We start from the raw sequence: 21,849 nt of genomic DNA on the forward strand, positions 1-21,849 counted from the left end.
TTTAATGCTTAATACTATAATGAACTTATTGTCGAGGAGCATGAAAGAAAAACTTGTAATGACACCCTTATCTCTAATAACTGCAATTTGTTTTGGGATTACTGCTATGAATGGGTAAAAAGTAGTGCCAGATATAGATTCGACTTTTCTAGACTTTATATAGGATTGTTTTTAGGACACATCTGGTGAAGATGTGTTCTTTTTGCATCTATTGACTCTTGACCTATAAAAACGGATTCATAAGTCTAGGTCTTTCTTCTTATGTTATTATATTTAACATTGTTTTATATTATTTTTACAATTATATGATAATTGGTTATGTTTGTGTGATATAATATCACAGAAATTATGTGAAAATGATAGGGAGGACTAATATTATTATGGGATGGAAGACACGATGGAATAAGCCGATTGCTTCTGTATTAGCAACTGCAGTGCTTTCTTTGCAGGTGTTTGGAGGTATTGGTTTGGGTGCAGCTTGGGGTACAGATAAAGCTGAAGCAGCATCCGCAGCCACAGCCAAACTCCGGCTGATGAGCACGACGGACGTGCACACCAATGTCTACGGCTGGGACTATTTTAAGAATGCGGCTTCAGTAACTGTCGGTCTTGACCGCACAGCAAGCTTGGTGAAACAAGCCAAAAGTGAAGAACCCAACACCCTCCTGCTCGACAATGGGGACTTGATTCAAGGAACTCCGCTAGGTACTTATGTGGCGAAGGAATCGGATCTGAAGGATCCTACTAATGTTACTGATATCCATCCGATGATTGCAGCCATGAACGCTATGGGATATGATGCTGCGACTTTTGGTAATCATGAATTCAATTATGGATTACAATTTTTAGATCGTACGATAAACGGTAGCGCTGGTAATGAGATGACTACTGGAGCCAATTTTGATTATGTGAATGCCAATATATATAAAATGGATGGCGTTACAAATGCTTATCAACCTTATGTTATTATTCCTAAGAAAGTAACGGATAGTAACGGCGATGAGCAGACGATTCAAGTTGGTCTAATCGGCCTAGTTACTCCTCAAATCATGGAGTGGGACAAGGTTAATCTGGAAGGCAAAGTTGTCGTTGAAGATATTGCTAAAACGGCAGAAAAATTTGTTCCTGAAATGAAAGCTAAGGGAGCAGATATTATTGTTGCTATGGCCCATACGGGGTTTGATGTTAACGCCGTTGTTGGAGACGGTTCTGAGAATGATATTAACGCTTTGAGTAAGGTTCCTGATATTGATGCGATTACGTTCTCTCATACGCATAAGGTATTCCCAACAGGGAATAACGATACGTTGGACGCGTCGTTCAAAGATCCTGTTACTAAACAACCGTATGCAAACGAAAAGGCTGTGATCGATAATGTGAATGGCCACATTAACGGTACGCCTGCTGTACAAGCTGGTTACGGCGGAGCTTATTTGGGTCTAATCGATCTGAACATTGTATACGATGGTAGTGACTGGACGGTAGACAAGCAAAGTTCAAAAGCTTCTGCTCGTTCTATTTATAAGACAGAGAATAAAGTGAATATACCACTGGTTGAGCCTGATGCGGCTGTAGATGCAGCTGTTGCAGCAGCACATGAGGCTACTATTGCTTATACTGGACAAAAGCTTGGTGTTACAACAGCTCCGATGAACAGCTATTTCGCAATGGTTCAGGATGATCCTACGGTTCAACTTGTTACGTATGCACAAAAGTGGTACGTTCAGAATTATATTGATATCAATGTTCCTCAATATAAGGACCTTGCCATTCTTAGTGTTGGTGCTCCTTTTAAAGCAGGACGCAACGGACCTGATGAGTACACCAGTATTGATAAGGGTGACTTGACTATTCGTAGCGCAAGTGACCTGTATTTATACGATAATACCCTTAAAGCAATCAAAGTTAAGGGTACTGTTGTAAAAGAATGGCTGGAAATGAGTGCGGGCGCATTTAACCGCATCAAACCAGGGATCTCGACTCCGCAGTCTCTGTTGAATACGAAATTTTCAGTTTTTAACTTCGATGTAATCGATGGGGTTCAATATAAAATTGATGTGACGAAAAACGCGAAGTACAATCCGGATGGTACGATTAATGATGCTTCTTCGAGTCGTGTAACGGATGTCACTTACAATGATCAACCTTTAGATCTAGATCAGGATTTCATTGTTGTTACTAATAATTACCGCGCAAGTGGTGGCGGGAACTTCCCGGGTGTTAAAGGTGCAGAGCTGGTTGTAGACTCTCAAGATGAGAATCGTCAGGTTCTGATGGACTACATCAGTGAAGCTGGTACGATTGATCCAACTGCTGATGGTAACTGGTCCTTGGCACCCATCAAAGGCAATGTGAATGTTACATTTACAACAACACCTAAAGCGGCAAATGTACTCCCAGCGAACATTTCCGATACTGGACAGCAAGATAATAAGGGCTTTGGAATTTTCAAGCTAGATCTAAGTGTGAAGACACCTGCACCGACGGAAGATGTGGAGGTTCACCTTCTTGGAATTAATGACTTCCACGGTCAACTCGACACTGTTTCTACAGTGAACAATAAGTCTGTAGGCACAGCAGCCTATCTCGCGACTTATTTGAAAGCAACTCGTGCAAAATATGAGAACTCATTACTCTTCCATAATGGTGACTCCGTTGGAGCATCCGCTCCAGTATCATCCCTTGAGCGCGATGAGCCGACTCATGCTTGGATGAACATGATGAAATTTGATGTGGGTTCTCTTGGTAATCACGAATTTGACCAAGGTGTTGATGCACTGATGACACAGCTTTATGGTGGTATCGACCCTAAGGATAATAAAGTTAACCATGCTGGATCTGATTTTGATTATGTTAATGCGAATGCAGTGGATGCCAAAACTGGCGAGCCAATTATTAATCCTTATGTAATCAAAGAAGTAGGCGGTGTGAAGATCGGCTTTATTGGTCTTGTAACGAAATCCACACCAAGTAAGGTGGCACCTTCCGGTACGGCTGGCGTGCATTTCCTCACGCCTGAAGAGGAAGTGGCGGCTGTTGAGAAATACGCTAAGGAGCTTCAATCTAAAGGTGTTGAGACCATTATCGTGCTTGCACATGATCCTGCAACAACCAAAGATGGTGTGACTACAGGTGAAGCGGCTGATCTAGCCAATGCGCTTCCTGCGGAATCCCCTGTTGATGTTATCGTTGCTGGTGATAACCATGCACTTGCAAATGGAACAGTAAACGGCAAGCTGATTGTACAAGCTTATTCTTACGGTACAGCATTTGAGGATATCAAGTTGATCATTGATCCTAAAACAGGTGACGTGAAGGACAAGTCTGCTGTGGTAACTTCCACCTTCCATGATGGGGTAACACCAGATCCGGAAAGTGTGGCACTGGTTAATGCTTACCTTGAGAAGCATCCTGAGCTCACTCAACCAGTGGGTACAACGGACGGAACTATCACTCGTACCGATGCTTACAATAATGAGGCTGCACTTGGTAATCTGATTGCTGATTCTATGCGTAATGCTGACTTCGGCGATGGTGCAAAAGCTGCCGATTTCGCCTTTATGAATCCAGGCGGTATCCGTGCGGACCTTCCGAAAGGTCCTGTTACCTTCGGCGATCTGGCTAAAATTCAGCCATTCGGCAACACGCTTGTGAAGCTGACACTAACCGGAGCGCAAATCAAAACATTGCTGCAACAGCAATGGAATGTAAAAGCTGATGGAACACCAGATATCAAAACGCTGCAAATTTCCGGACTGAAATATACAGCGAATATGTATCTGCCAGTAGCCGATCGTATTGCGATCCTCACACTAACTGATGGAACACCAATTAATCCTACGCAGAAATATACAGCAGTAGTAAATAACTTTATGGCTGCGGGTGGAGATAACTACAAGGTTCTGACTCAAGCTAGTGATTCATTGGCTGGACCTATTGATTTGGACGTGTTCTACGACTACATTGTAAAAACGTTTAATGGCAAAGAGATTAAAGCAGCCATTGAAGGTCGTATTATTAATAAATTAAAGGCTGATTCGGGATCAGGCAGTGGCAGTGGAGGCGGTTCTACCGGTGTAACTCCAACGCCTACTCCAACCGCGAAACCAACAGCAACACCAGCACCATCAACAGCACCAACGGCAACACCTGCACCAACTACTGCGCCAGCAGCAAACTTCAAGGATCTGGGCAAGGTAGCTTGGGCGCAAGAAGCTATTGAAGCATTGGCTGCTAAGGGCATTCTGAAAGGTCTGGATGCAAATACTTTTGCGCCAACCAAAACAGTGACTAGAGCAGAGTTCGTTACGATGCTGGTACGCGCACTGAATCTTACGGGTTCAGCAACAACTAGTTCGTTCAATGATGTTAAACAAGGAGTTTGGTACACGGATTCTATCGCCCTTGCGGTGAAGGCTGGACTTGTACAAGGCTCTGGAAATGGCAAATTTGAACCGGGTCGTGAAGTGACTCGTGAAGAGATGGCCATTATGGTTGCTAACGCACTGAAAGACAAACTACAGCCGATTGATAAAAATGCAGCATTGGGTAAGTTTGCAGACAAATCCAGTATTGCTCCTTATGCACAAGAGGCTATCGCACAGCTAACTCAATTGGGAATCGTCAACGGTGTTGATGGTGGGAAATTTGCACCTAAGGGTATAGCTAATCGCGCTCAAGCAGCGGTTATCATCTATCGCATGCTTGGACAAGCATCATAATTCTATTGTTCTAACTAAAAGTGTATCGATGATCCTCTTGAGGGCACCGATACACTTTTTTTAAATATAAGAAAGTATAAGTGACACCAATACTCTTATAGTCTTCCCTTAAACGCTTACTGCCCTTACAAGGGCACCGAAGACGCTTTTACTTGTTAAATTTGTTGTTGCTCTTTCTGTGAAATCATGTTAACTTATATTCTGCACTGTATTTTTTTATATCTTGTGCGGTCGTGGCGGAATTGGCAGACGCGCACGGTTCAGGTCCGTGTGGGCTAACCCCCGTGGAGGTTCGAGTCCTCTCGACCGCATACCTAAGTGCATATAAACAGGCAATACTTTTGAATCGCTCTTCAACCTGAAGAGCCTTTTTCTATTTATACGCATAATTCAATTTGACAAACTCTATGTAAAAGAAGTGAAGCAAAGATGGAGCCTAATGTAGGTGTAAATACGAAGCAAAGTGTGCGGTTTCTAGAAAAGTATTTCTCTGGTGAATCGATAGATTATCGTCAGATGATTGCTTTATTCATCCCTATCCTAGTGGATCAGGCCTTTGTGGTGGGTCTTAATCTAGTGAATACAGCTATGATAAGCTCGTCTGGTGTGGCAGCTATCAGTGCGGTCAATATGATAGATTCTCTTAATATTTTTCTCATTAGTGTGTTTATTGCCGTCTCAACAGGTGGGACGGTTGTTGTTGCGCAGTATAAAGGGAGCGGCAATGACCTCATGGTGTCAAAAGCTACGGCAGGTGCTACGTCATCTGTTTCGCTGATGGCATTTGCTATTGGGATGTTCGGAATTCTTTTTCACAATCCGCTGTTGAATTTACTATTTGGAGCGGCCTCACCGGAGGTTATGGAGAACGCCCGAATATATTTAATCGGGAGCTGTATCTCTTATCTTGGTATAGCTGTTGTGGAAGCGGTATGTGGTGCTCTTCGTGGAATTGGTAGAACGAGGGCCTCGCTTGTACTTTCGCTAATTATGAATTTAACTTATGTCTTATTGAATCTCGTCTTTATTAACCTGTTGCATATGGGTGTTCTGGGGATGACCATTTCTATAAATATAGCTAGATACCTGGGGGCGTTCTGCGCACTTTATTATCTATTCCGATTGGACAACGATCTGCATATCCGTATTCGCGATCTTGTAGCGGTTAAGCTGTCTATGCTGAAAAAAATAATGTTCATCGGGATGCCGTTTGCGGCAGAGCAGATGTTCTTTAATGGTGGTAAAATTCTGACTCAGATCTTCATCGTTAGTCTGGGTACGTATGCACTTGCGACTAATGCGATTGCCTCCTCCTTTGCAGGGATTATGCAAATCCCGGGGAATGCGTTGTCCTTGACGATTATTACAGTGGTGGGACAATGTATGGGAAGCAATAATGTTAAGGATGCTCGAAAATTTATTAAATCATTCCTTGTCGCCTCTTCTCTTTCCCTGGTGGTGATGGGGTTGCTGATTATGCCTTTTTTCAATCCATTAGTGTCTATGTTCCATCCTCCTGCTGAGATTGTGGGTGATATCTTCCTGATTGTGCTCATCAATACGATTGCGCAAATTCCGTTATGGTCTATAAGCTTTATTACGCCTTCGGCGCTTAGAGCGGCAGGGGATTCCAAATTCACCTCCATGGTTTCGATGCTTACGATGTGGCTGTTCCGTGTAGTGCTCGGATACATCTTAGGTATTGTTCTGAACTTTGGTATACTCGGCGTTTGGCTGGCGATGAATTGTGAGTGGGGGATCAGAGGTTTGATTTTCCTGCGGCGATTTATGGGCAAGAAATGGGTTCAGCATCGTGTTATATAATAGATATAAAAAAATCAAAGGACGCCCTGAGGGGTGTCTTTTTTTGCATGCTCTGATGAGTGCCTTTGGAGAATGCAGCTTGAGTATTTCTTGGGTAGCGGGGTAATAATATGTAGGAATTGCGTCTTTATGCTTACTAAAACACACAACAAGGAGTCTTGCACAATGTCACATTTCGTTAGATCCGTTACTTCACCAAAGAAATTTATCTCCGGCCATAACTTACTGTCAGATCTGAATGAGTATATTAAGGCGTTTGGCGATCATGCCTATGTGATCTGTGATGAGTTCATTTTGGAACGTGCTAAGAAAGAGGCGGGGAGTTCCATCGAAGGTGCGGGGAATAAGGCTACTTTTGAAAAATTCAATTATGAATGTACTCAGGAAGAGATTAATCGTAATCGGGAACTTGCCCGTAAAGCTGGGGCGAATATCATCGTCGGTATCGGGGGAGGTAAAACACTGGACACTGCCAAAGCTACTGCGTATTATGAGAAGCTGCCTGTAGTTATTTTTCCGACGATTGCATCTACTGATGCACCATGTACAGCGCTGGCTGTCATTTATAATAAAGATGGTTCATTTGATCAATACTTATTCCTCCCAAGTAATCCGGATGTGGTCTTGGCGGATACAGCGATTTTAGCTTCAGCGCCTTCCCGTTTTTTCGCAGCTGGAATTGGCGACGCACTGGCTACTTATTTTGAAGCCCGTGCTTGTTATGCCTCTAATGGCGACAATCTCGTACTTATGAAACCTTCTACAACGGGTCTAGGTATATCAAGACTTTGTTATGAAGCTCTACTTAAGAATGCGGTAAAAGCAAAACGTGCGGTTGATCAGAAGCTCTATACACGCGCGGTGGAGGAGACCATTGAAGCGACAATTTATCTAAGTGGTGTGGGTGCTGAATCTGGTGGTCTGGCTGCCGCGCATGCTATTCATAATGGGATGACAGCCGTTCCTTCACTACACAAAGCTCAGCATGGTGAAAAGGTTACGTTTGGTCTTTTAGCCCAGCTAGTACTGGAAAATGCCTCAAATGAGGAGCTGGAAACTGTCATTAAGCTTATCAAGGATGTAGATCTTCCGCTAACCCTCGCCGATCTGGGGTGCACGGAATTTATCGAATCCGAATGGCGCCAAGTTGCTGAAGCTGCTTGTGCAGAAGGAGACACAATGGGCAATATGCCGTTCCCGGTTACTCCGGAAGATGTGTACAATGCGATAGTGGTGGCGAACTCGCTGGCAGAGTCTTATAAATAACTAGCACAACTAATATGTAGTGATAATGAAGGCGCCCTTGGGGGTGCCTTTTGTTTTTATATAGGTTAAGCTGTTGAAGTAGAGTAGGGGTAAAATTATGCTTATAGGTATCGGCTTCGGCATACTTAATCACGGGATAGGGTGCCTACGGAAACGAGATTATTGCTAATCGCCCCGTTGCTGTGCCAATATCACTCTATGTAATAAGGAGGAAAGATGAGAAAAAAACATTTAGGTTATCTAGTCCTTATTATCATAATTATTGGAGCGGTAATAATAGCAGTAATTCACGGGAATTCGGAGCGTCAGAACAAGCAGGCAGCAGGAAGCCTTGGAATGGATTATGTGCGCAAAGAGTACACGGAAAGTGCGTCGCTGAGAGTTGCAACGATTTGCAAACCCTTATTTGGAGGGTCGGGTTATCAGGTAGTGCTCGAGGATTCAAGTGGGCAATCGTATTATGTCATTATCGTTCTCGGAACTACACGTAATCTTGTCACTATGGACGATCTGACGAAAGAGGTGCGGGAAGGTACAACTGTGTTTCCGTGCCACCAATAAAACATGATAAATGAATCGGATCTCATCTATATGATTATTGGGAGGCACTCCTGCGGGGTGTCTGTTTTTGTTATATTAAATTGAATTTTGTTATTTATTTTCGGAATTACTAACATTAATACTAACGTAAACAATAAAATAATTATAACAAAAGGGAATATTTAGATTGTTTTATGCCAATGTAACCGCTATAATCTTGCATATACCGAAATATCTAACGAAATTAAAATATTTTGTTAGTGTTTGTTATTAATAACGAAGCTGAGTATGTGGAGGTGAATAGTTAGCGAGTAGGTCTGTAATTGTCTTCTATAAGGACAGATAGTTATTGGGTTCATAACAGCTGGTTGGCTATTCTTATTATCAAATCCATTCATTTTCGAAGGAGAATTAGGAATGAAAAAAGCGAAAAAGTGGCTGGGGAGTATACTTGCCTGTGCAATGATAATGTCTCCTTTCCCCTCTGTAATTTCTGCAGCAGCAGCGCCATCGACTGTGGGATTCGGTGATACACAGGGTCACTGGGCACAACAAAATATTGCGAAGTGGGTAGAAAATGGCGTATTAAACGGGTATCAGGATGGTTCTTTTCATCCCAATGAAGGAATTACAAGAGCTGAGTTTGCTACGATCTTGAATAAGGTATTTGGTTTCTATATGAAGTCAGATCAATCTTTTTCCGATGTAAAAGCGACCGATTGGTATGCAGATCAGCTTTCGTTGGCACGATATGCTGGGTATTATGAAGGATACTCAGAGAATAAAGCACAAGCTACTGATTATATAACGCGTCAGGATGCGGTGACGATGTTGGCTCGGATATTTACTCTTCAAGACATTGAAAGCGCTTCATCGATGAGCGGATTTAGTGATTCCGCTCAGATTCAGGCTTATGCTAAGGATGCAGTTCATGCGCTCTCAGGTTTGATTACAGGGTATGAGGATGGAACCTTTAAGCCGCTTGGAAGGATCACCCGTGCCGAAGTTATAACGTTAATTAATAAAATAGTGAAGAGTTATTACTCGCAATCTGGAAGCTTTGAAGGAGGAATAGTTTTTGGGAATGTAGTCGTTAATCAGGATGGTGTTGTGTTAAAAAATGCAACGATAAACGGAAACCTGTATCTAACTGCTGGGATCGGTAACGGCGAAGTGACCCTTGAGGGTATTAAGGTTACGGGCACCACATTTATTGCAGGTGGCGGGATAAACTCCATTCTTATTAAGAATAGCTCATTAGGCAAAGTAAATATAAATCGTAAAGAGGGTGAGGTTCGTGTCCTCACGAGTGGTACAACCCAAATTTCTCAGCTAACGGTAGATAGTCTAGCAAGACTGGAGTTTGGAACTGGGACGATGATCACCACGGGAATTCTAAATAGCACTGTGGGGCTGATCCTAGGTGAAGGCGCATCGATTGCTAATCTAAACGTAGCTGTCAAAGCGACTGGAACCACTCTTTCCGGTCAGGGCGACATTGCAAAAGCGGACGTTAAAGCAACAGGAGTAACGTTGAACGGTAAGCCCATTGCTCCTGGCACAATTGTCATTATCAAAGGCAATCAAGGTCCTGTAGCAACGACTACCCCAGCGCCTACCTCGGCATCAGGCTCATCAACAACGCCGGTAGGTCCGACTAATCCAACCGCGGCACCTACAGCGACACCAATACCAACGGAAACACCGACACCAACAGCGACACCGACAGCAACAGCAACACCGACACCGACAGACCCGACGGGTCCTGTGGGACGTATCGAGAATTTAGCGGATGTTGGTGCAAGTAGTGAGACTAAATCGCTATTCGCCTATTTACAGGATATCCGCGGCAGTGAGATCTTGTTTGGACATCAGCATGCTACTACAGAAGGACTTTCTATTACTGAAAAGGACGGAACGCAGTCTGAGGTCGAGAATGCAGTAGGCGACCTTCCGGGGCTGTTCGGCTGGGATACGCTTAGTCTTGAAGGTTTTGAGAAACCAGGCGATCTAGGCGCAACCCAGCTGGAGAATCGTGATAAATTAATCGGCGTGATGAAATCTGCTTATGAAAAAGGCGGCGTGCTTACATTAAGCTCGCATATGCCGAACTTCGTCACAGGAAAGGACTTTTATGACACCAAAGGGAATGTGCTTACGCATATATTACCCGGCGGTGACAAACATGCGGAATTTAATGCATTCCTGGATATGATTGCGGACTTTGCAAATAACTTAAAAGATGATGATGGTAAAGCTATTCCAGTCATTTTCCGTCCATTCCACGAGCAAAATGGTGGCTGGTTCTGGTGGGGTGCGCCTTACCGTACGAAGGAGCAGTATGCTGAAATTTATCGTTATACCGTTGAATACTTAAGGGACAAAAAAGATGTGCATAACTTCTTATATGCGTTCTCACCGGGAAGTCCATTTAACGGCACAGATGCGACATTCCTTGAGACGTATCCGGGAGATGACTATGTCGATATCCTTGGCTTCGATAATTATTATGACGGAACCACTGAGGGTTGGTTTGATTCAGTCGTGAAGGATGCTAAGCTGATCTCGAAGCTGGCGGATGATAAGGGGAAAATCGCAGCATTTACTGAGTTCGGTTATTCGGGTGTGAAGCCAACTGGAACGAAGGACCTGAAATTCTTTACCAAGCTAATCGCTGCACTGCAGTCTGATCCGGATGCTAAACGGATGGCGTACATGCAGACTTGGGCGAATTTCAATACAGATTCTATCTTTGTCCCTTATAGAAATGCTCCAAACGGGCTAGGGGATCATGAACTGCTCCCTGATTTTGTAGACTATTATAATGATCCGTATACAAGCTTCAGCCATGAAGTGGCTATTGCGGATGCGTATTCGAAACAGGTAACTACAGAAACCGAGCAACCTTTTTTACACATTGCCTCACCAACGGCAAACCAAACAGTGCCCACGACAAAAGCATCGACCCTTCGTGTTCGTGTGTTGAATCAGGATGTGGATAAAGTAACCTACCTGATTGGGGATGACACAACAGAGTACAGCATGGCAGCTGACGCAGAAGGTTTCTATTACTTGGCAGATTGGACACCAGGTGTAGCCTTCGACGAAACTGGCGTGATGCTTACTGTTAAGTCCTATGCAAAGGATGGTTCTGTACTTTCACAAACGATCCAAATCTTTGTAAGTGACGTAGAGGGCAATGGGGACCCATTGATTGTAGATACTTTTGAGAATTACAAAGGGAATGATGAATTACTTCGTGCGGCATTAAGTCCTGCGGGTGATCTAAATACGATCTCACTTGATGCGGACCATAAAAATGATGGCAAGTATGGCCTGAGATTCGATTATAATGTGGATGGCCAGGGTTATACAGGTCGTACCAAAAACATGAATAATGCCGACTGGTCGGACGCCAACAAATTGAAGCTCTGGATTGCACCTGATGGCAGCGACCACAAGCTTGTTATTCAGGTCAATGCAAGCGGCATTTCTTTTGAAGCTTATCCTTCACTGGCAGGTACGACACCTGGCTTGGTGGAAATTCCATTCAGCCAGTTCGCTCCAGCGCCATGGGATACAGGAAATGCCGGTAAAGTAATCACTAAAGAGAACCTTAAGGACATTCGGGCAGTGTCTATCTACGTAAATAAAAAGGACATAGTAGCAAGTACGTCTGGTACGCTGTACTTCGACGATATTGCAGCGTTTAATGATGGAACGGGTGGCGTTCCTAATGGGGGCGAAGGCCCTGGCAGCACGCCAGAACAGGCGAAGCTGTTGTATGGTTTCGAAAAAGATACTCAGGACTGGACAGTAGAGCAAAATAATGCGAGTGCAAGCGCGGCGGTAATCTCGACTGATGAGGCTGCTGAGGGAACTCATTCGTTAAGCACCTTGTTCTCACTTGATTCAGATGGAGCTTTTGAGCTCAGCAAAAATGGCAGTCTGGATCTGAGCGCGGTTGATAAATTAAGCGCACAAATTAAACTGTCGAACGGAACAGCGGATGCACGTTTGTATATTAAGACGGGATCAACCTGGTCTTGGGCTGACAGTGGAGCTGTGAAAGTAGATTCGAGCGGATTTACTACGGTTTCGCTCAACTTGGCAGGTATTGCAGATCTTAATAGTGTAAAAGCCATAGGTATCAAGCTCGAGGGATTCAGTGGTACGGGAGCTTCTACGCTGTATCTGGATGATGTTCGGACCCTGAAGAATGGTACCGCACCTGAAGCTGTCGTCTATGGCTTCGAGGACAATACACTGCAAGGCTTCAGCATCAATGTGGATGAAAATAATAAATATAATACAGCGCTGGCTCAGAATCTATCGGTGAGCAATGCTGTGTATGCTGAGGGAACTCATTCGATGCAAGCGGACTTAACATTGAATGGAGGGCAATTCCAGCTGCGTCGTATGGTGGTTACCAACTTAGCGAATGCATCAACAATTACGCTTAAAATCAAGGTTGTACCTATTGATGCAAGCGATGTTAGCGGTGTAATGGCTCAGCTGTTTACCCAAAGTGGCTCAAGCTGGGGAACATGGACTGCTTCTAGGGCTACACCAGTAGATGCCAATGGATTTACTACAATAACACTGGATATCAGCAAGGTAGCGGATCGTAATTTGACCCAAGCGATTGGCGTTCAAGTCATGACCACAGCAACTGATCCAGTAGGTAGTGCTACCGTATATGTGGACGAAATCACGATTAAATAGAAAGTAGTAAAGCCGGAAGCGAACATTTTACGATGTTCACTTCCGGCTTATTTATTTAGCATCAAATTTATTCATTTTAAGTCGAGTATCTGCTTGAAATTAACGAAGCTTAATAGACCCGCCATCTACCATGATAGTCTGGCCCGTAATATAATCGGAATCTTCACTCGCTAGGAATACCGCAACACGACCAATATCACTTTCCAGTTCACCCAATCTTCTCAAAGGTATTTTTGAAATCATGTTTTGGTAATACTCAGGGTTTGCTTCTGCCCATTCAATCATGCCAGGGGAATTAGCAATTGGAGCAATGATGTTTACGTTGATACCAAATGGACCAAATTCATTAGCGGCTACCCGGGTAATTCCACGGATGGCTTCTTTTGCAGCAGCATATGTTCCTTGATTGGTATCCCCGTTGAGGCCAGCGCCCGATGCAAAATTAATAATTTTACCTTGTGTTTCTTTTAAATACGGTAGTGCTGCTTGCATAAAATAGAAGGTTGGATAGAAGCCTGTATCAAAAGATAAATCGAAATCAGCCTGTGTAGTTTCTTCGATAGATTTCATTCTGGATGCGTGGGCATTGTTTACTAAAATATCTATTTTTCCGAATTTATCAGCTACTTGTTTAACAAGGTGAGCTATTTTATCGTGTTCCTTGAGGTTCGCTTGAATAAAGATAGATTCAGGTTGATATTCTTGTAATTCTTTAATTGTTTCTTTGCCGGTTTCTTCATTGAGGTCAATAATAGCTACCTTAGCGCCTTCTTTTACAAAAGCCAAGGCCATCCCTTTACCAATACCGCCTGCTCCACCAGTAATAATAGCTACTTTTCCTGTAAGTCTGCTCATGTTGGTATCTCCTTTTTGTGAAAAAATGTAGTATCTAACTCTTATCAGAGGTAAGGTGTAATTGTTACTTCGACTATATATTACCCAAAATAGTAGCTATATTTACCATGAAGTAGAAACGGCATCATTTACCAAGATAAATATAGAGGGTGATGATGAATAATACAGCATCTGATGAGGCCTATTCCAGCTCTTATGTACTTGTTGAGCGATTGAATTAAGCGGCGCACCAAGTGATGAGCATTGATGATTCATGTGACGCACCAAGTGATGCTGCAAGTGATGCAATAAGTGAAGTATTTTTAGAGTAATTAGGGAAAACTTACCTGATTTTCGGCCGATTTAGTAACTAATTAAGAAATCCCCCTAATTATTAGGGAGGAATTCCCTGATTTCGTGCATTTAGAGTGAATATCGGTTATTTTCAGGGAGTTTTTCCCTAATTAGTTTAAACCCTACCGCAAGCCGTATGAAAATCACACCTAGCAAGTCGCCCACCGCCCACTGCCTACACCTACCGCCCACCGCCCAACCGCCCACCGTCCAACCCAATATCAGAGAACACTACGCGTGGTATATAGTCATATGGCACAGTAAAATCCATTACTTTTCTATTCCATAAAAAAGAAGCTGCCCCCAAGTAGAATTCACTACTTTTGAGACAGCCTCTTATGGATATTTATAAAGGAAACCCCATCGAGATTACCGCACCGCCATTTCTTCGGTTGCCTGCGCTGATCTGACCTCCACAACGCTCGATGATTGCGCGGGAAATAGCCAGTCCAAGTCCGGATTCTCCGTCTTTTCCTTTTACAAAACGATGGAAGAGATAGGGAAGCAGATCGTCCGAAATTCCAGGGCCATCGTCACTTACGGATAACAGAGCCCGGCCCTCCTTGACCGAAACATGGATATAGATATGTTGATTAGCATAACGTGCTGCATTGGAAACTACATTAAGAAGCGCCTGTAGCAGCTTATCCCTATCCGCACGGATCGTAAGAGAATCTTGATGATCGTGGGAGATATGGAGGGTTAATTCTTTTTTCATTAATAGAGGGTTCATTCGTTCGATGGTTTCTGTCAGTAGATCTTTTAAACAAATAACCGTAGGCTTGAATATATCTTCCTCGCTGTCCAGCTTCGCAAGTAAAGTCATTTCGGACACGAGCTTCTTCAAGCGGCTGCTTTCGCTCATGATAATGTCTAGCCCTTTTACTACATTCTCACCCTCAAAAATACCATCCTTAATCCCTTCAGCGTAGCCGGAAATGGACATTAAGGGAGTTTTTAATTCATGAGACGCATTCTGGAAAAATTGTTTCTGCACATGGTTGAAACGATTTAATTCATCTGCCATGTCATATACCGATTGAGCGACAGATCCAAGCTCTCCACCAGCTTTAATTAATTTAACATCTGAGAAGTGCCGTTCTTTGACTTTGCGGAGTTCTTGTTGCAGCCTCATTAGAGGTTGAATCAGCTTCTTGGTGATAAAAAGGCCAAATAGGAACATAAATGCTCCCGCTGCGCTGAAAACGATCAGCAGTCTTTTGAGCAAAGCTTGTTCAATAGCAGTGACTGCGCTCATAGGGGTTAGTAGAGTTAGCGTGCCTATAGGTGTAGCCTTCACTTCAGTAATATACCGTGTATCTGTTCCATTCCAAATGTTCTGGAGCTCAGTGGCTTGGCCTGTGACACTCTTGGCATCATAGTTTATTGCAATTGAACTCATCTCTGATGATGTGGACAAGACTTTTCCTGTCTCATCGCTAAGAATGGCTTCGACGCCTGCAGTGCTTAGAGAAGGTAAGGTCACCGGCAGAGCTTCCAGCTGAGTGCCAATCTCCCCGATGTATTTACTTTCTTCAGTCAATGTAACTGACATCGCCGCACCAATGGTTCTTAAATCCTCTTTTTGTGTTCCGACAAAATGGTTGAGTAGTACAAAATGGATCACGACTGCAGTAATAGATAGTAGCAATACCAATGCAATACTAAAGGCTAAATTAATCTGATGTGCTAGTTTCATTCGTATGCTCACCCCCATCTGTTCTCATGCGGTATCCGTGTCCCCATACTGCCTCAATGGGCAAATACTCCAGTTTTTTGCGCATCCGTTTAATTAGATGATCCACGGCGCGATCACTTCCAAAATAGTCGTCCCCCCACACATAGCTCAGCAGCTCATCTCTTGTAAATGCCCGGTTAGGGGCATCGGCGAATACTTTTAGCATGGTGAATTCCTTGCTGGTCAAGTCCACCTCTTCACCACACCAGAATACACGTCTTTCTTCCGGCAATAGTAGAAGCTGGTCGATTTCAAGACGGGTGGAAGTGGTCTGACTGTTCAACTTTTCGGCCTGATTACTCATTTTGTACCAGCGTTGAAGCTGCCGTTTGATCCGGGCGACTAATTCACGAGGGCTGAACGGCTTGACTAGATAATCGTCACTGCCAAGCTCCAATCCTAATATTTTATCCACTTCATTATCTCTTGCGGAGATCATAATGATCGGTACTTCGGCTTCGTTACGAATCCTTTTACAGAACTCATAACCATCCATACCGGGGAGCATAACGTCGAGTACCCACATATCCGGGGGGCTAGTCTGCCACAAGGTCCATGCTTCCTCAGCGCTGCCAAGGCCGATGGTGTGGTAGTTTTCTTTTTGTAAATAAGCTTCAACAAGATTGCGTATATGTTCATCATCGTCGACTACGGCAATGAGGTATGGATTATTCATTTAGGGTTACCTCCAGATTATTCTCCTACAAGTATATCAATCCAGAGGTGGGTAGGGGCGGCTGCCATCGTTTTTCCACAAATTAACCAATGTTCTGCCACACCCATTTTGTAAGCTTGGTCTTGTAAGATCATTCGAATCGACGAGGAGTGTTGTATTTATGAATCAACAGATGTTATTTAAAAAGTTAGCGCTGTCCGCCCTGCTAGTGTCCGCCGTTGCTGCACCGTCTGCAACGAACGCAGCAAGTGGAGCGCAAGACGGAAACACGAAAACAACGGCTGCAGCCGTGGTTACTGCTGCCTCTAAAGGAACAATTGCCACTAAAGTAACCACTATTGATTGGGTAAATCCCCTAGAGTTGGCTAAGACCTACGCACCTAATACCCAAGAAGATTGGAAGAACACCTTGGATCAGTATTATAAGGTTGCTGGATTTAGTATAACCGCACTTGCCGAGCTTGTGCCTGCGGAACTGGTGGAGGGAGTTCAATTATCTAAAGAAATACTATCCACCGAAGCTCTACCTGCAGGATATATTGAAGCTGGTCGTAACCTTGAAGTAATACCTGTAGTCGATGATATGCAGGTAGATAGCAATATCACTACTTCAATTAAAGCTGTAGACGCGACTTCAATTGCTATTTCCATTCCAGATCTTAGCGACGCGGATAAAGCTTTTTTCAAAGCCCAAGATGATCTGAATAGTGCCGCTAAATCCAAAGATGCGACTGTGATCAAGGAAGCTTTAGCTAATCTGCTGGATCAATATAAAGAGAAAATCAAGGAGCTTGAAACAGCCAAATAACAGCGATTAGCGAGGCTTGCTACAGAATAGAGATACTGAAAAGGGTAAAGATAAAAGACACCTCGCGGGGTGTCTTTTTTGTATGCATATCAATCTTCACGCTTTGCCTGTGGCCCTTACTTGCTTCCGCCAGTTCACACCGATCACCCCGGCGATGATCATCACTGTACCGGTCCAATGGTACCATTCCAGTTGCTCATTCAGCAGAAGTACACCACCGAGAATAGAGACAACTGTTGAAAGACTGCCGAAAATGCTCACGCGTGAAGCTTCCATCCGTGATAAAGCATAGTTGGAGAGGAAGGAGGTTACGAGGGAAGAGAGTACGCCGAGATAGAGCATGGAGAATATAAATTTTGGCTCTTGAAAAGGTGTGAAATACTGACTCAAGGTTCCTGCCGAACCATGCTTAATGATCGACAGTCCATTAAAAAATATAAATCCGAACAAAGTAATCATATAGGTAAGTTCTTTGGGACTCCAGGTACGTGTCAGCTTTCGAGCTGCAACATTATAACCGGCAAGGGATAAAGCTGAGATTAGGATAAGTAAGACGCCCCAAAGACTAGAAGAAGAGATACTCAAACCTGGAATGGCAAAGATAAGAATAATGCCTGCAACTGAGATTAATGTAGAGATCTTTTGGAAGCTGCTCGTGGTTTCCTTCAAGAACATCGCCGCCAAAAGGATGGTGAAGATGGGCATTGTCGCCTGAATAATACCCGCTACAGCGGAAGTTGTATACAAAAGTCCATACGCCTGAAGGGTGAAATATAACGCTGGATACATTAAAGCCAGTGGGATTATCACTGCGGCCTTGGATATTCCAAACTTCACCCGCCCCCACCCTGGAAAAGTAAATAAAGAAGCGGCAAGGAAAGATAACGTGAAGCGATGAGCTAGCGTATCAAAAGGATCCGAGACGGTTAGGGCCATTTTTACAAATATAAAGGAAAACCCGACGATAATAGCATTCATGACAGCTGCTGCTATCGCTTTTTGAGTAGAAGATGTATTCATTAGTAAAGACCTCCAAAGTGTTGCGCGCATTTAGGTACCGGTCCTGTTCTGCTCTTTATTCTAAGGCTAGAGTAGCTGTGCTACAATGTAATTATTATTCATCTGTACCGGTACAGAATAAGCTTGGAGGAAGGTGAAAGGGATGTATAAGTATTCGGAGTTAATCAACGAGCTGGAAGCGCAAATTGCCGAGGATACGTATCGTGAGGGAGATAAATTACCGTCTATCCGGGAGTTGTCCTTAGGTTATGGATGTAGTAAAAGTACAGTAATTCGCGCTTTACAGGATCTTCAGGACAAACATTTAATCTATGCCGCCTCAAAAAGTGGTTATTATGTCATGAAACGAAGCGGACAGCGAAAAGACGAAGGTACACATTGGATCGATTTTACGGTGTCTGCACCCGACCCGGATATTTTTCCGTATCTGGATTTCCAACATTGTATTAATAAAGCGATTGATATGTACCGCAATGACTTGTTCATCTATGGAACGCCGCAGGGGCTTCCTTCTCTTATTCGTGAAATGCAGCGGCATCTGGCTTCTTATCAGGTATTTGCCAATCCGGATCAGATTTTTATTACCTCAGGTGTGCAGCAGGCGCTTGGCGTATTGACCCGAATTCCTTTTCCGAATGGCAGGCAGCGAGTGCTGATTGAGCAGCCGAGTTACCCGTTGTTTATGGAATATCTGAAGACGTATGGCATTGAGACAGAGGGGATAAAGCGTTCGGATGCTGGGGTGGACTTGAATGAATTAGAGCGGTTATTTAAGACAGGCCAGTTCAAGTTCTTTTATACCGTCCCGCGATTTCATAATCCGCTTGGCGTCTCCTATACCCGTACCCAGAAGAAGGCGATTGCTCAGCTAGCAGCTAAATACGATGTATACATCGTTGAAGATGACTACATGGCGGACTTGGAGCAGGATGCAAAAGAGGATCCGATCTACGCTTATGACGATGCTTCCCATGTGATCTATTTAAAAAGCTTTTCCAAAATTATATTTCCGGGTCTACGTGTCGGTGTCGCGGTCCTGCCAGCGGTCCTGTGTGACTCTTTTAACCGATTCAAAAGACTGATGGATATAGATAGCTCTATGCTGTCTCAGGCTGCCCTGGAGTTGTATCTGAAAAGCGGAATGTTCGAGCGCCACCGAAAAAAGATGCGTTCCTGCTACGAAAAAAGATCCACGCTGCTCCATGAATCGATTATGAGAGAGTTAGATACAGCGACAGCACAGCATTATTCCTACCATCCAACCGGCCAGCTTGGTGTGCATACGTATCTGAAGCTTAGTGACAGCATAAAGACAGAACAGATGATCAAACGTCTGCAAAAAAAGTTCATTCGCATCGAAATGGCGGACAGCGGGTATCTGCCCTCTTTTAATAAAGAGAAGATTCTAAAGCTCAATGTATCCAGTGTAAAAGAGCCGGATATTCGCTCTGGCATTGAACAGGTAATGCAAGAAATACGCTGAGAGCGCAGTAATAAATGAGTGGATGATAATGGTGGAAATGCTGGGAGTCCATTGGAGTAGAAATAAAAAAGCGTTCCTCCAGTAACAGGGATCGTTTTTTGGCGTTGTGGGTCGTTGGCAAATCTGGCAGCAGTGAACTGATGGACAGCAGATCTCATTATCGGTACAACTCGCAGTAATCTCTGGTTCTTCTATAAATATCCGAACACATTTTCTGTGCAATCTTCGGCCGAGTCATGCGGACCCAGATAACGTTATTTGCTAGTTTTTAGCCTTTGGAGCAGGTTTTCGGACACCAGCGCCGCTATACAATTAGAAAGGGGTTACATTGGGTGGTTTTCATGCTAATAACGGCTATGGGGTCCGCTAGCACTCTAAAAATGTGAAAAAGCCGCTTTTAAGGTCAGCTGTGTCCGATAGCGAATTCGCTAAGTGCAAATTACCAAGATGCTTTATTCATTTTTGCTTCGGTAGCGAGTATCAGCAACAAGCGCAAAAAAAGAGACCGGGTTCGGTCTCTTTTAGTTATTTCTCGATAGGAGGTATGAATTAATTCGCAAAAAAGTTCGGCAGGAACTCTTTATTAGCTTCCAGCATTTCGTCCAGCATCCGAATCGCTACGTCCACGGACGGAACAAGCGGGTGATGTGCGAGCGCCTGAAGGGCAAGGGCGCGGTCTCCGGTTACAGCGGCGTCAATCGCCAGCTGTTCATAGGTTTTGACAGCATGAATGAGTCCTTTAGCCATGGTTGGAATTTTGGTCAGTGGCAGTGGTAGCGGGCCGTTTTTAGTGACCACGCAGTTCACTTCAATGCTGGCGTCATCTGGCAGGAAGTCCAATATGCCATGGTTTGCGACATTTAGGGTCTGAATGTCGTTTGATCCGTTATGGAGCGATCTCATGAGATTAACAGCTGCTTCTGAGTAAAAAGCACCGCCGCGCTGTTCCAGCTGCTTCGGCTTCTCGCTTAGCTCTAGATTGCCATAAAGCTCGAAGAGCTCTTCTTCTACACGTTTAACGACTTCAGCACGGTTAATGCCTTGTTTATGGGATTCTATCTGCTCTTCGAGCATGGCATCGGTCATATAGAAATATTTTAAATAGTATGAGGGCAGTGCATGAAGGGATTGCAGGAATTCCGGGTTCCATTCTCTTGCTGGTACGTTCTTAGCGCTGTAGCTGGTTGTATCTGCAAGCATGTCGTCCAGCTTGTCTTCACCTTCAACATCGATACGAGTAATCCAGTGCAAGTGGTTGAGGCCCACAAATTCGGCATATACACGGTCTGCTGCTACATTATATTTGGCAGAGACTTGCTTGATCAGGCCGATAGGTGCGTTGCACAGGCCAATACTTTTTACCTTAGAATATTTCAGAACGGCTTCGGTGACCATCCCAGCAGGGTTAGTGAAATTGAGCAGCCATGCGTTGGGAGCCAGTTCCTCGATATCACGGCATACATCCAGAATAACAGGGATGGTGCGCAGTGCTTTCATCATTCCCCCAGGACCTGTTGTTTCTTGGCCAATAACGCCATATTTGAGCGGAATCGACTCATCACGAGCACGGGCATCAAGCATGCCGACACGCATCTGAGTGCTGACGAAGTCGGCGCCTTCGATCGCTTTACGGCGGTCTGTTGTCAGATGAACCTCAATCGGAAGGCCGGATTTCTCCACCATACGTTTTGCCAAGTTACCTACAATATTCAGCTTGCGAAGACCAGGCTCAATATCTACAAGCCATAATTCGCGCACGGGAAGTTGTTTATAGTGAAGAATGAATCCCTCTACTAATTCTGGGGTATACGAAGAACCTCCACCGATAACTGCAATCTTTAATCCTTGGTTAGCTGCCAA

Annotated in this window: 12 protein-coding genes and 1 tRNA gene; 8 read left to right on the plus strand and 5 right to left on the minus strand. The window is 44.1% G+C overall.

Annotation, left to right across the window (positions count from 1 at the left end; translation table 11 throughout):
• Nucleotides 1-380: 380 nt before the first annotated feature.
• From NST25_RS01135 to NST25_RS01160, 6 genes are all read left to right on the plus strand, one after another.
• Nucleotides 381-4,721 (plus strand): bifunctional 2',3'-cyclic-nucleotide 2'-phosphodiesterase/3'-nucleotidase, encoded by a 4,341-nt coding sequence (locus NST25_RS01135; protein ID WP_076306824.1) that lies wholly within the window; start codon nucleotides 381-383, stop codon nucleotides 4,719-4,721.
• A 227-nt stretch (nucleotides 4,722-4,948) separates the two neighbouring features.
• Nucleotides 4,949-5,032 (plus strand) — tRNA-Leu (locus tag NST25_RS01140).
• A 118-nt stretch (nucleotides 5,033-5,150) separates the two neighbouring features.
• Nucleotides 5,151-6,545: an MATE family efflux transporter gene (locus NST25_RS01145; RefSeq protein WP_076218289.1), complete on the plus strand. Its 1,395-nt coding sequence runs from the start codon at nucleotides 5,151-5,153 to the stop codon at nucleotides 6,543-6,545.
• 165 nt (nucleotides 6,546-6,710) lie between these two features.
• Nucleotides 6,711-7,811 carry a glycerol dehydrogenase gene (locus NST25_RS01150; RefSeq protein WP_076101108.1) on the plus strand — a complete coding sequence of 367 codons (1,101 nt, stop codon included), beginning with the start codon at nucleotides 6,711-6,713 and terminating at the stop codon, nucleotides 7,809-7,811.
• 216 nt (nucleotides 7,812-8,027) lie between these two features.
• On the plus strand, nucleotides 8,028-8,372 hold the full coding sequence (locus NST25_RS01155) for a hypothetical protein (protein WP_076179139.1): 345 nt from the start codon (nucleotides 8,028-8,030) through the stop codon (nucleotides 8,370-8,372).
• Between the two features lie 396 nt (nucleotides 8,373-8,768).
• Complete coding sequence (locus NST25_RS01160; RefSeq protein ID WP_340393205.1) at nucleotides 8,769-13,076, plus strand: glycosyl hydrolase; 4,308 nt, start codon at nucleotides 8,769-8,771, stop codon at nucleotides 13,074-13,076.
• A 99-nt stretch (nucleotides 13,077-13,175) separates the two neighbouring features.
• Here NST25_RS01160 and NST25_RS01165 read toward each other — a convergent pair whose 3' ends face one another.
• The 3 genes from NST25_RS01165 to NST25_RS01175 all read right to left on the minus strand — a co-directional run bounded on the left by NST25_RS01165 (nucleotide 13,176) and on the right by NST25_RS01175 (nucleotide 16,678).
• Entirely contained in the window at nucleotides 13,176-13,931 is a 756-nt protein-coding gene (locus NST25_RS01165) for an SDR family oxidoreductase (protein ID WP_340393206.1), read from the minus strand.
• A gap of 679 nt (nucleotides 13,932-14,610) precedes the next feature.
• A complete protein-coding gene (locus NST25_RS01170) occupies nucleotides 14,611-15,963 on the minus strand; it encodes a HAMP domain-containing sensor histidine kinase (protein ID WP_076126942.1) in 1,353 nt (450 codons plus the stop codon).
• A complete protein-coding gene (locus NST25_RS01175) occupies nucleotides 15,941-16,678 on the minus strand; it encodes a response regulator transcription factor (RefSeq protein ID WP_340393207.1) in 738 nt (245 codons plus the stop codon). Before NST25_RS01175 ends, NST25_RS01170 begins: the two co-directional genes overlap by 23 nt.
• Before the next feature lie 160 nt (nucleotides 16,679-16,838).
• On the opposite strand from NST25_RS01175, the gene NST25_RS01180 reads away from it, so the two are divergent.
• Nucleotides 16,839-17,486 carry a hypothetical protein gene (locus tag NST25_RS01180; RefSeq protein ID WP_312150771.1) on the plus strand — a complete coding sequence of 216 codons (648 nt, stop codon included), beginning with the start codon at nucleotides 16,839-16,841 and terminating at the stop codon, nucleotides 17,484-17,486.
• Between the two features lie 96 nt (nucleotides 17,487-17,582).
• On the opposite strand, the gene NST25_RS01185 is transcribed toward NST25_RS01180, so the two are convergent.
• Nucleotides 17,583-18,506, minus strand: coding sequence for a DMT family transporter (locus tag NST25_RS01185; RefSeq protein ID WP_076303201.1), 924 nt, complete (start codon nucleotides 18,504-18,506; stop codon nucleotides 17,583-17,585).
• Nucleotides 18,507-18,648: 142 nt separating this feature from the next.
• Here NST25_RS01185 and NST25_RS01190 point away from each other — a divergent pair, with 142 nt between their 5' ends.
• Nucleotides 18,649-19,989, plus strand: a complete 1,341-nt coding sequence (locus tag NST25_RS01190) for a PLP-dependent aminotransferase family protein (RefSeq protein WP_340393208.1) — start codon at nucleotides 18,649-18,651, stop codon at nucleotides 19,987-19,989.
• Between the two features lie 549 nt (nucleotides 19,990-20,538).
• On the opposite strand, the gene NST25_RS01195 is transcribed toward NST25_RS01190, so the two are convergent.
• The gene (locus NST25_RS01195) at nucleotides 20,539-21,849 is read right to left on the minus strand and encodes a 6-phospho-beta-glucosidase (protein ID WP_076192586.1); all 1,311 of its coding nucleotides are present in this window, start codon (nucleotides 21,847-21,849) and stop codon (nucleotides 20,539-20,541) included.

Source organism: Paenibacillus sp. FSL E2-0190, from assembly GCF_037992965.1.
Classification (GTDB): domain Bacteria; phylum Bacillota; class Bacilli; order Paenibacillales; family Paenibacillaceae; genus Paenibacillus_AQ; species Paenibacillus_AQ odorifer.

Bases quoted from the DNA above. Each gene is read 5' to 3' on its own strand.
- NST25_RS01135 (WP_076306824.1), top strand. From the start codon at position 381: ATGGGATGGAAGACACGATGGAATAAGCCGATTGCTTCTGTATTAGCA.
- NST25_RS01145 (WP_076218289.1), top strand. From the start codon at position 5,151: ATGGAGCCTAATGTAGGTGTAAATACGAAGCAAAGTGTGCGGTTTCTA.
- NST25_RS01150 (WP_076101108.1), top strand. From the start codon at position 6,711: ATGTCACATTTCGTTAGATCCGTTACTTCACCAAAGAAATTTATCTCC.
- NST25_RS01155 (WP_076179139.1), top strand. From the start codon at position 8,028: ATGAGAAAAAAACATTTAGGTTATCTAGTCCTTATTATCATAATTATT.
- NST25_RS01160 (WP_340393205.1), top strand. From the start codon at position 8,769: ATGAAAAAAGCGAAAAAGTGGCTGGGGAGTATACTTGCCTGTGCAATG.
- NST25_RS01165 (WP_340393206.1), bottom strand. From the start codon at position 13,931: ATGAGCAGACTTACAGGAAAAGTAGCTATTATTACTGGTGGAGCAGGC.
- NST25_RS01170 (WP_076126942.1), bottom strand. From the start codon at position 15,963: ATGAAACTAGCACATCAGATTAATTTAGCCTTTAGTATTGCATTGGTA.
- NST25_RS01175 (WP_340393207.1), bottom strand. From the start codon at position 16,678: ATGAATAATCCATACCTCATTGCCGTAGTCGACGATGATGAACATATA.
- NST25_RS01180 (WP_312150771.1), top strand. From the start codon at position 16,839: ATGAATCAACAGATGTTATTTAAAAAGTTAGCGCTGTCCGCCCTGCTA.
- NST25_RS01185 (WP_076303201.1), bottom strand. From the start codon at position 18,506: ATGAATACATCTTCTACTCAAAAAGCGATAGCAGCAGCTGTCATGAAT.
- NST25_RS01190 (WP_340393208.1), top strand. From the start codon at position 18,649: ATGTATAAGTATTCGGAGTTAATCAACGAGCTGGAAGCGCAAATTGCC.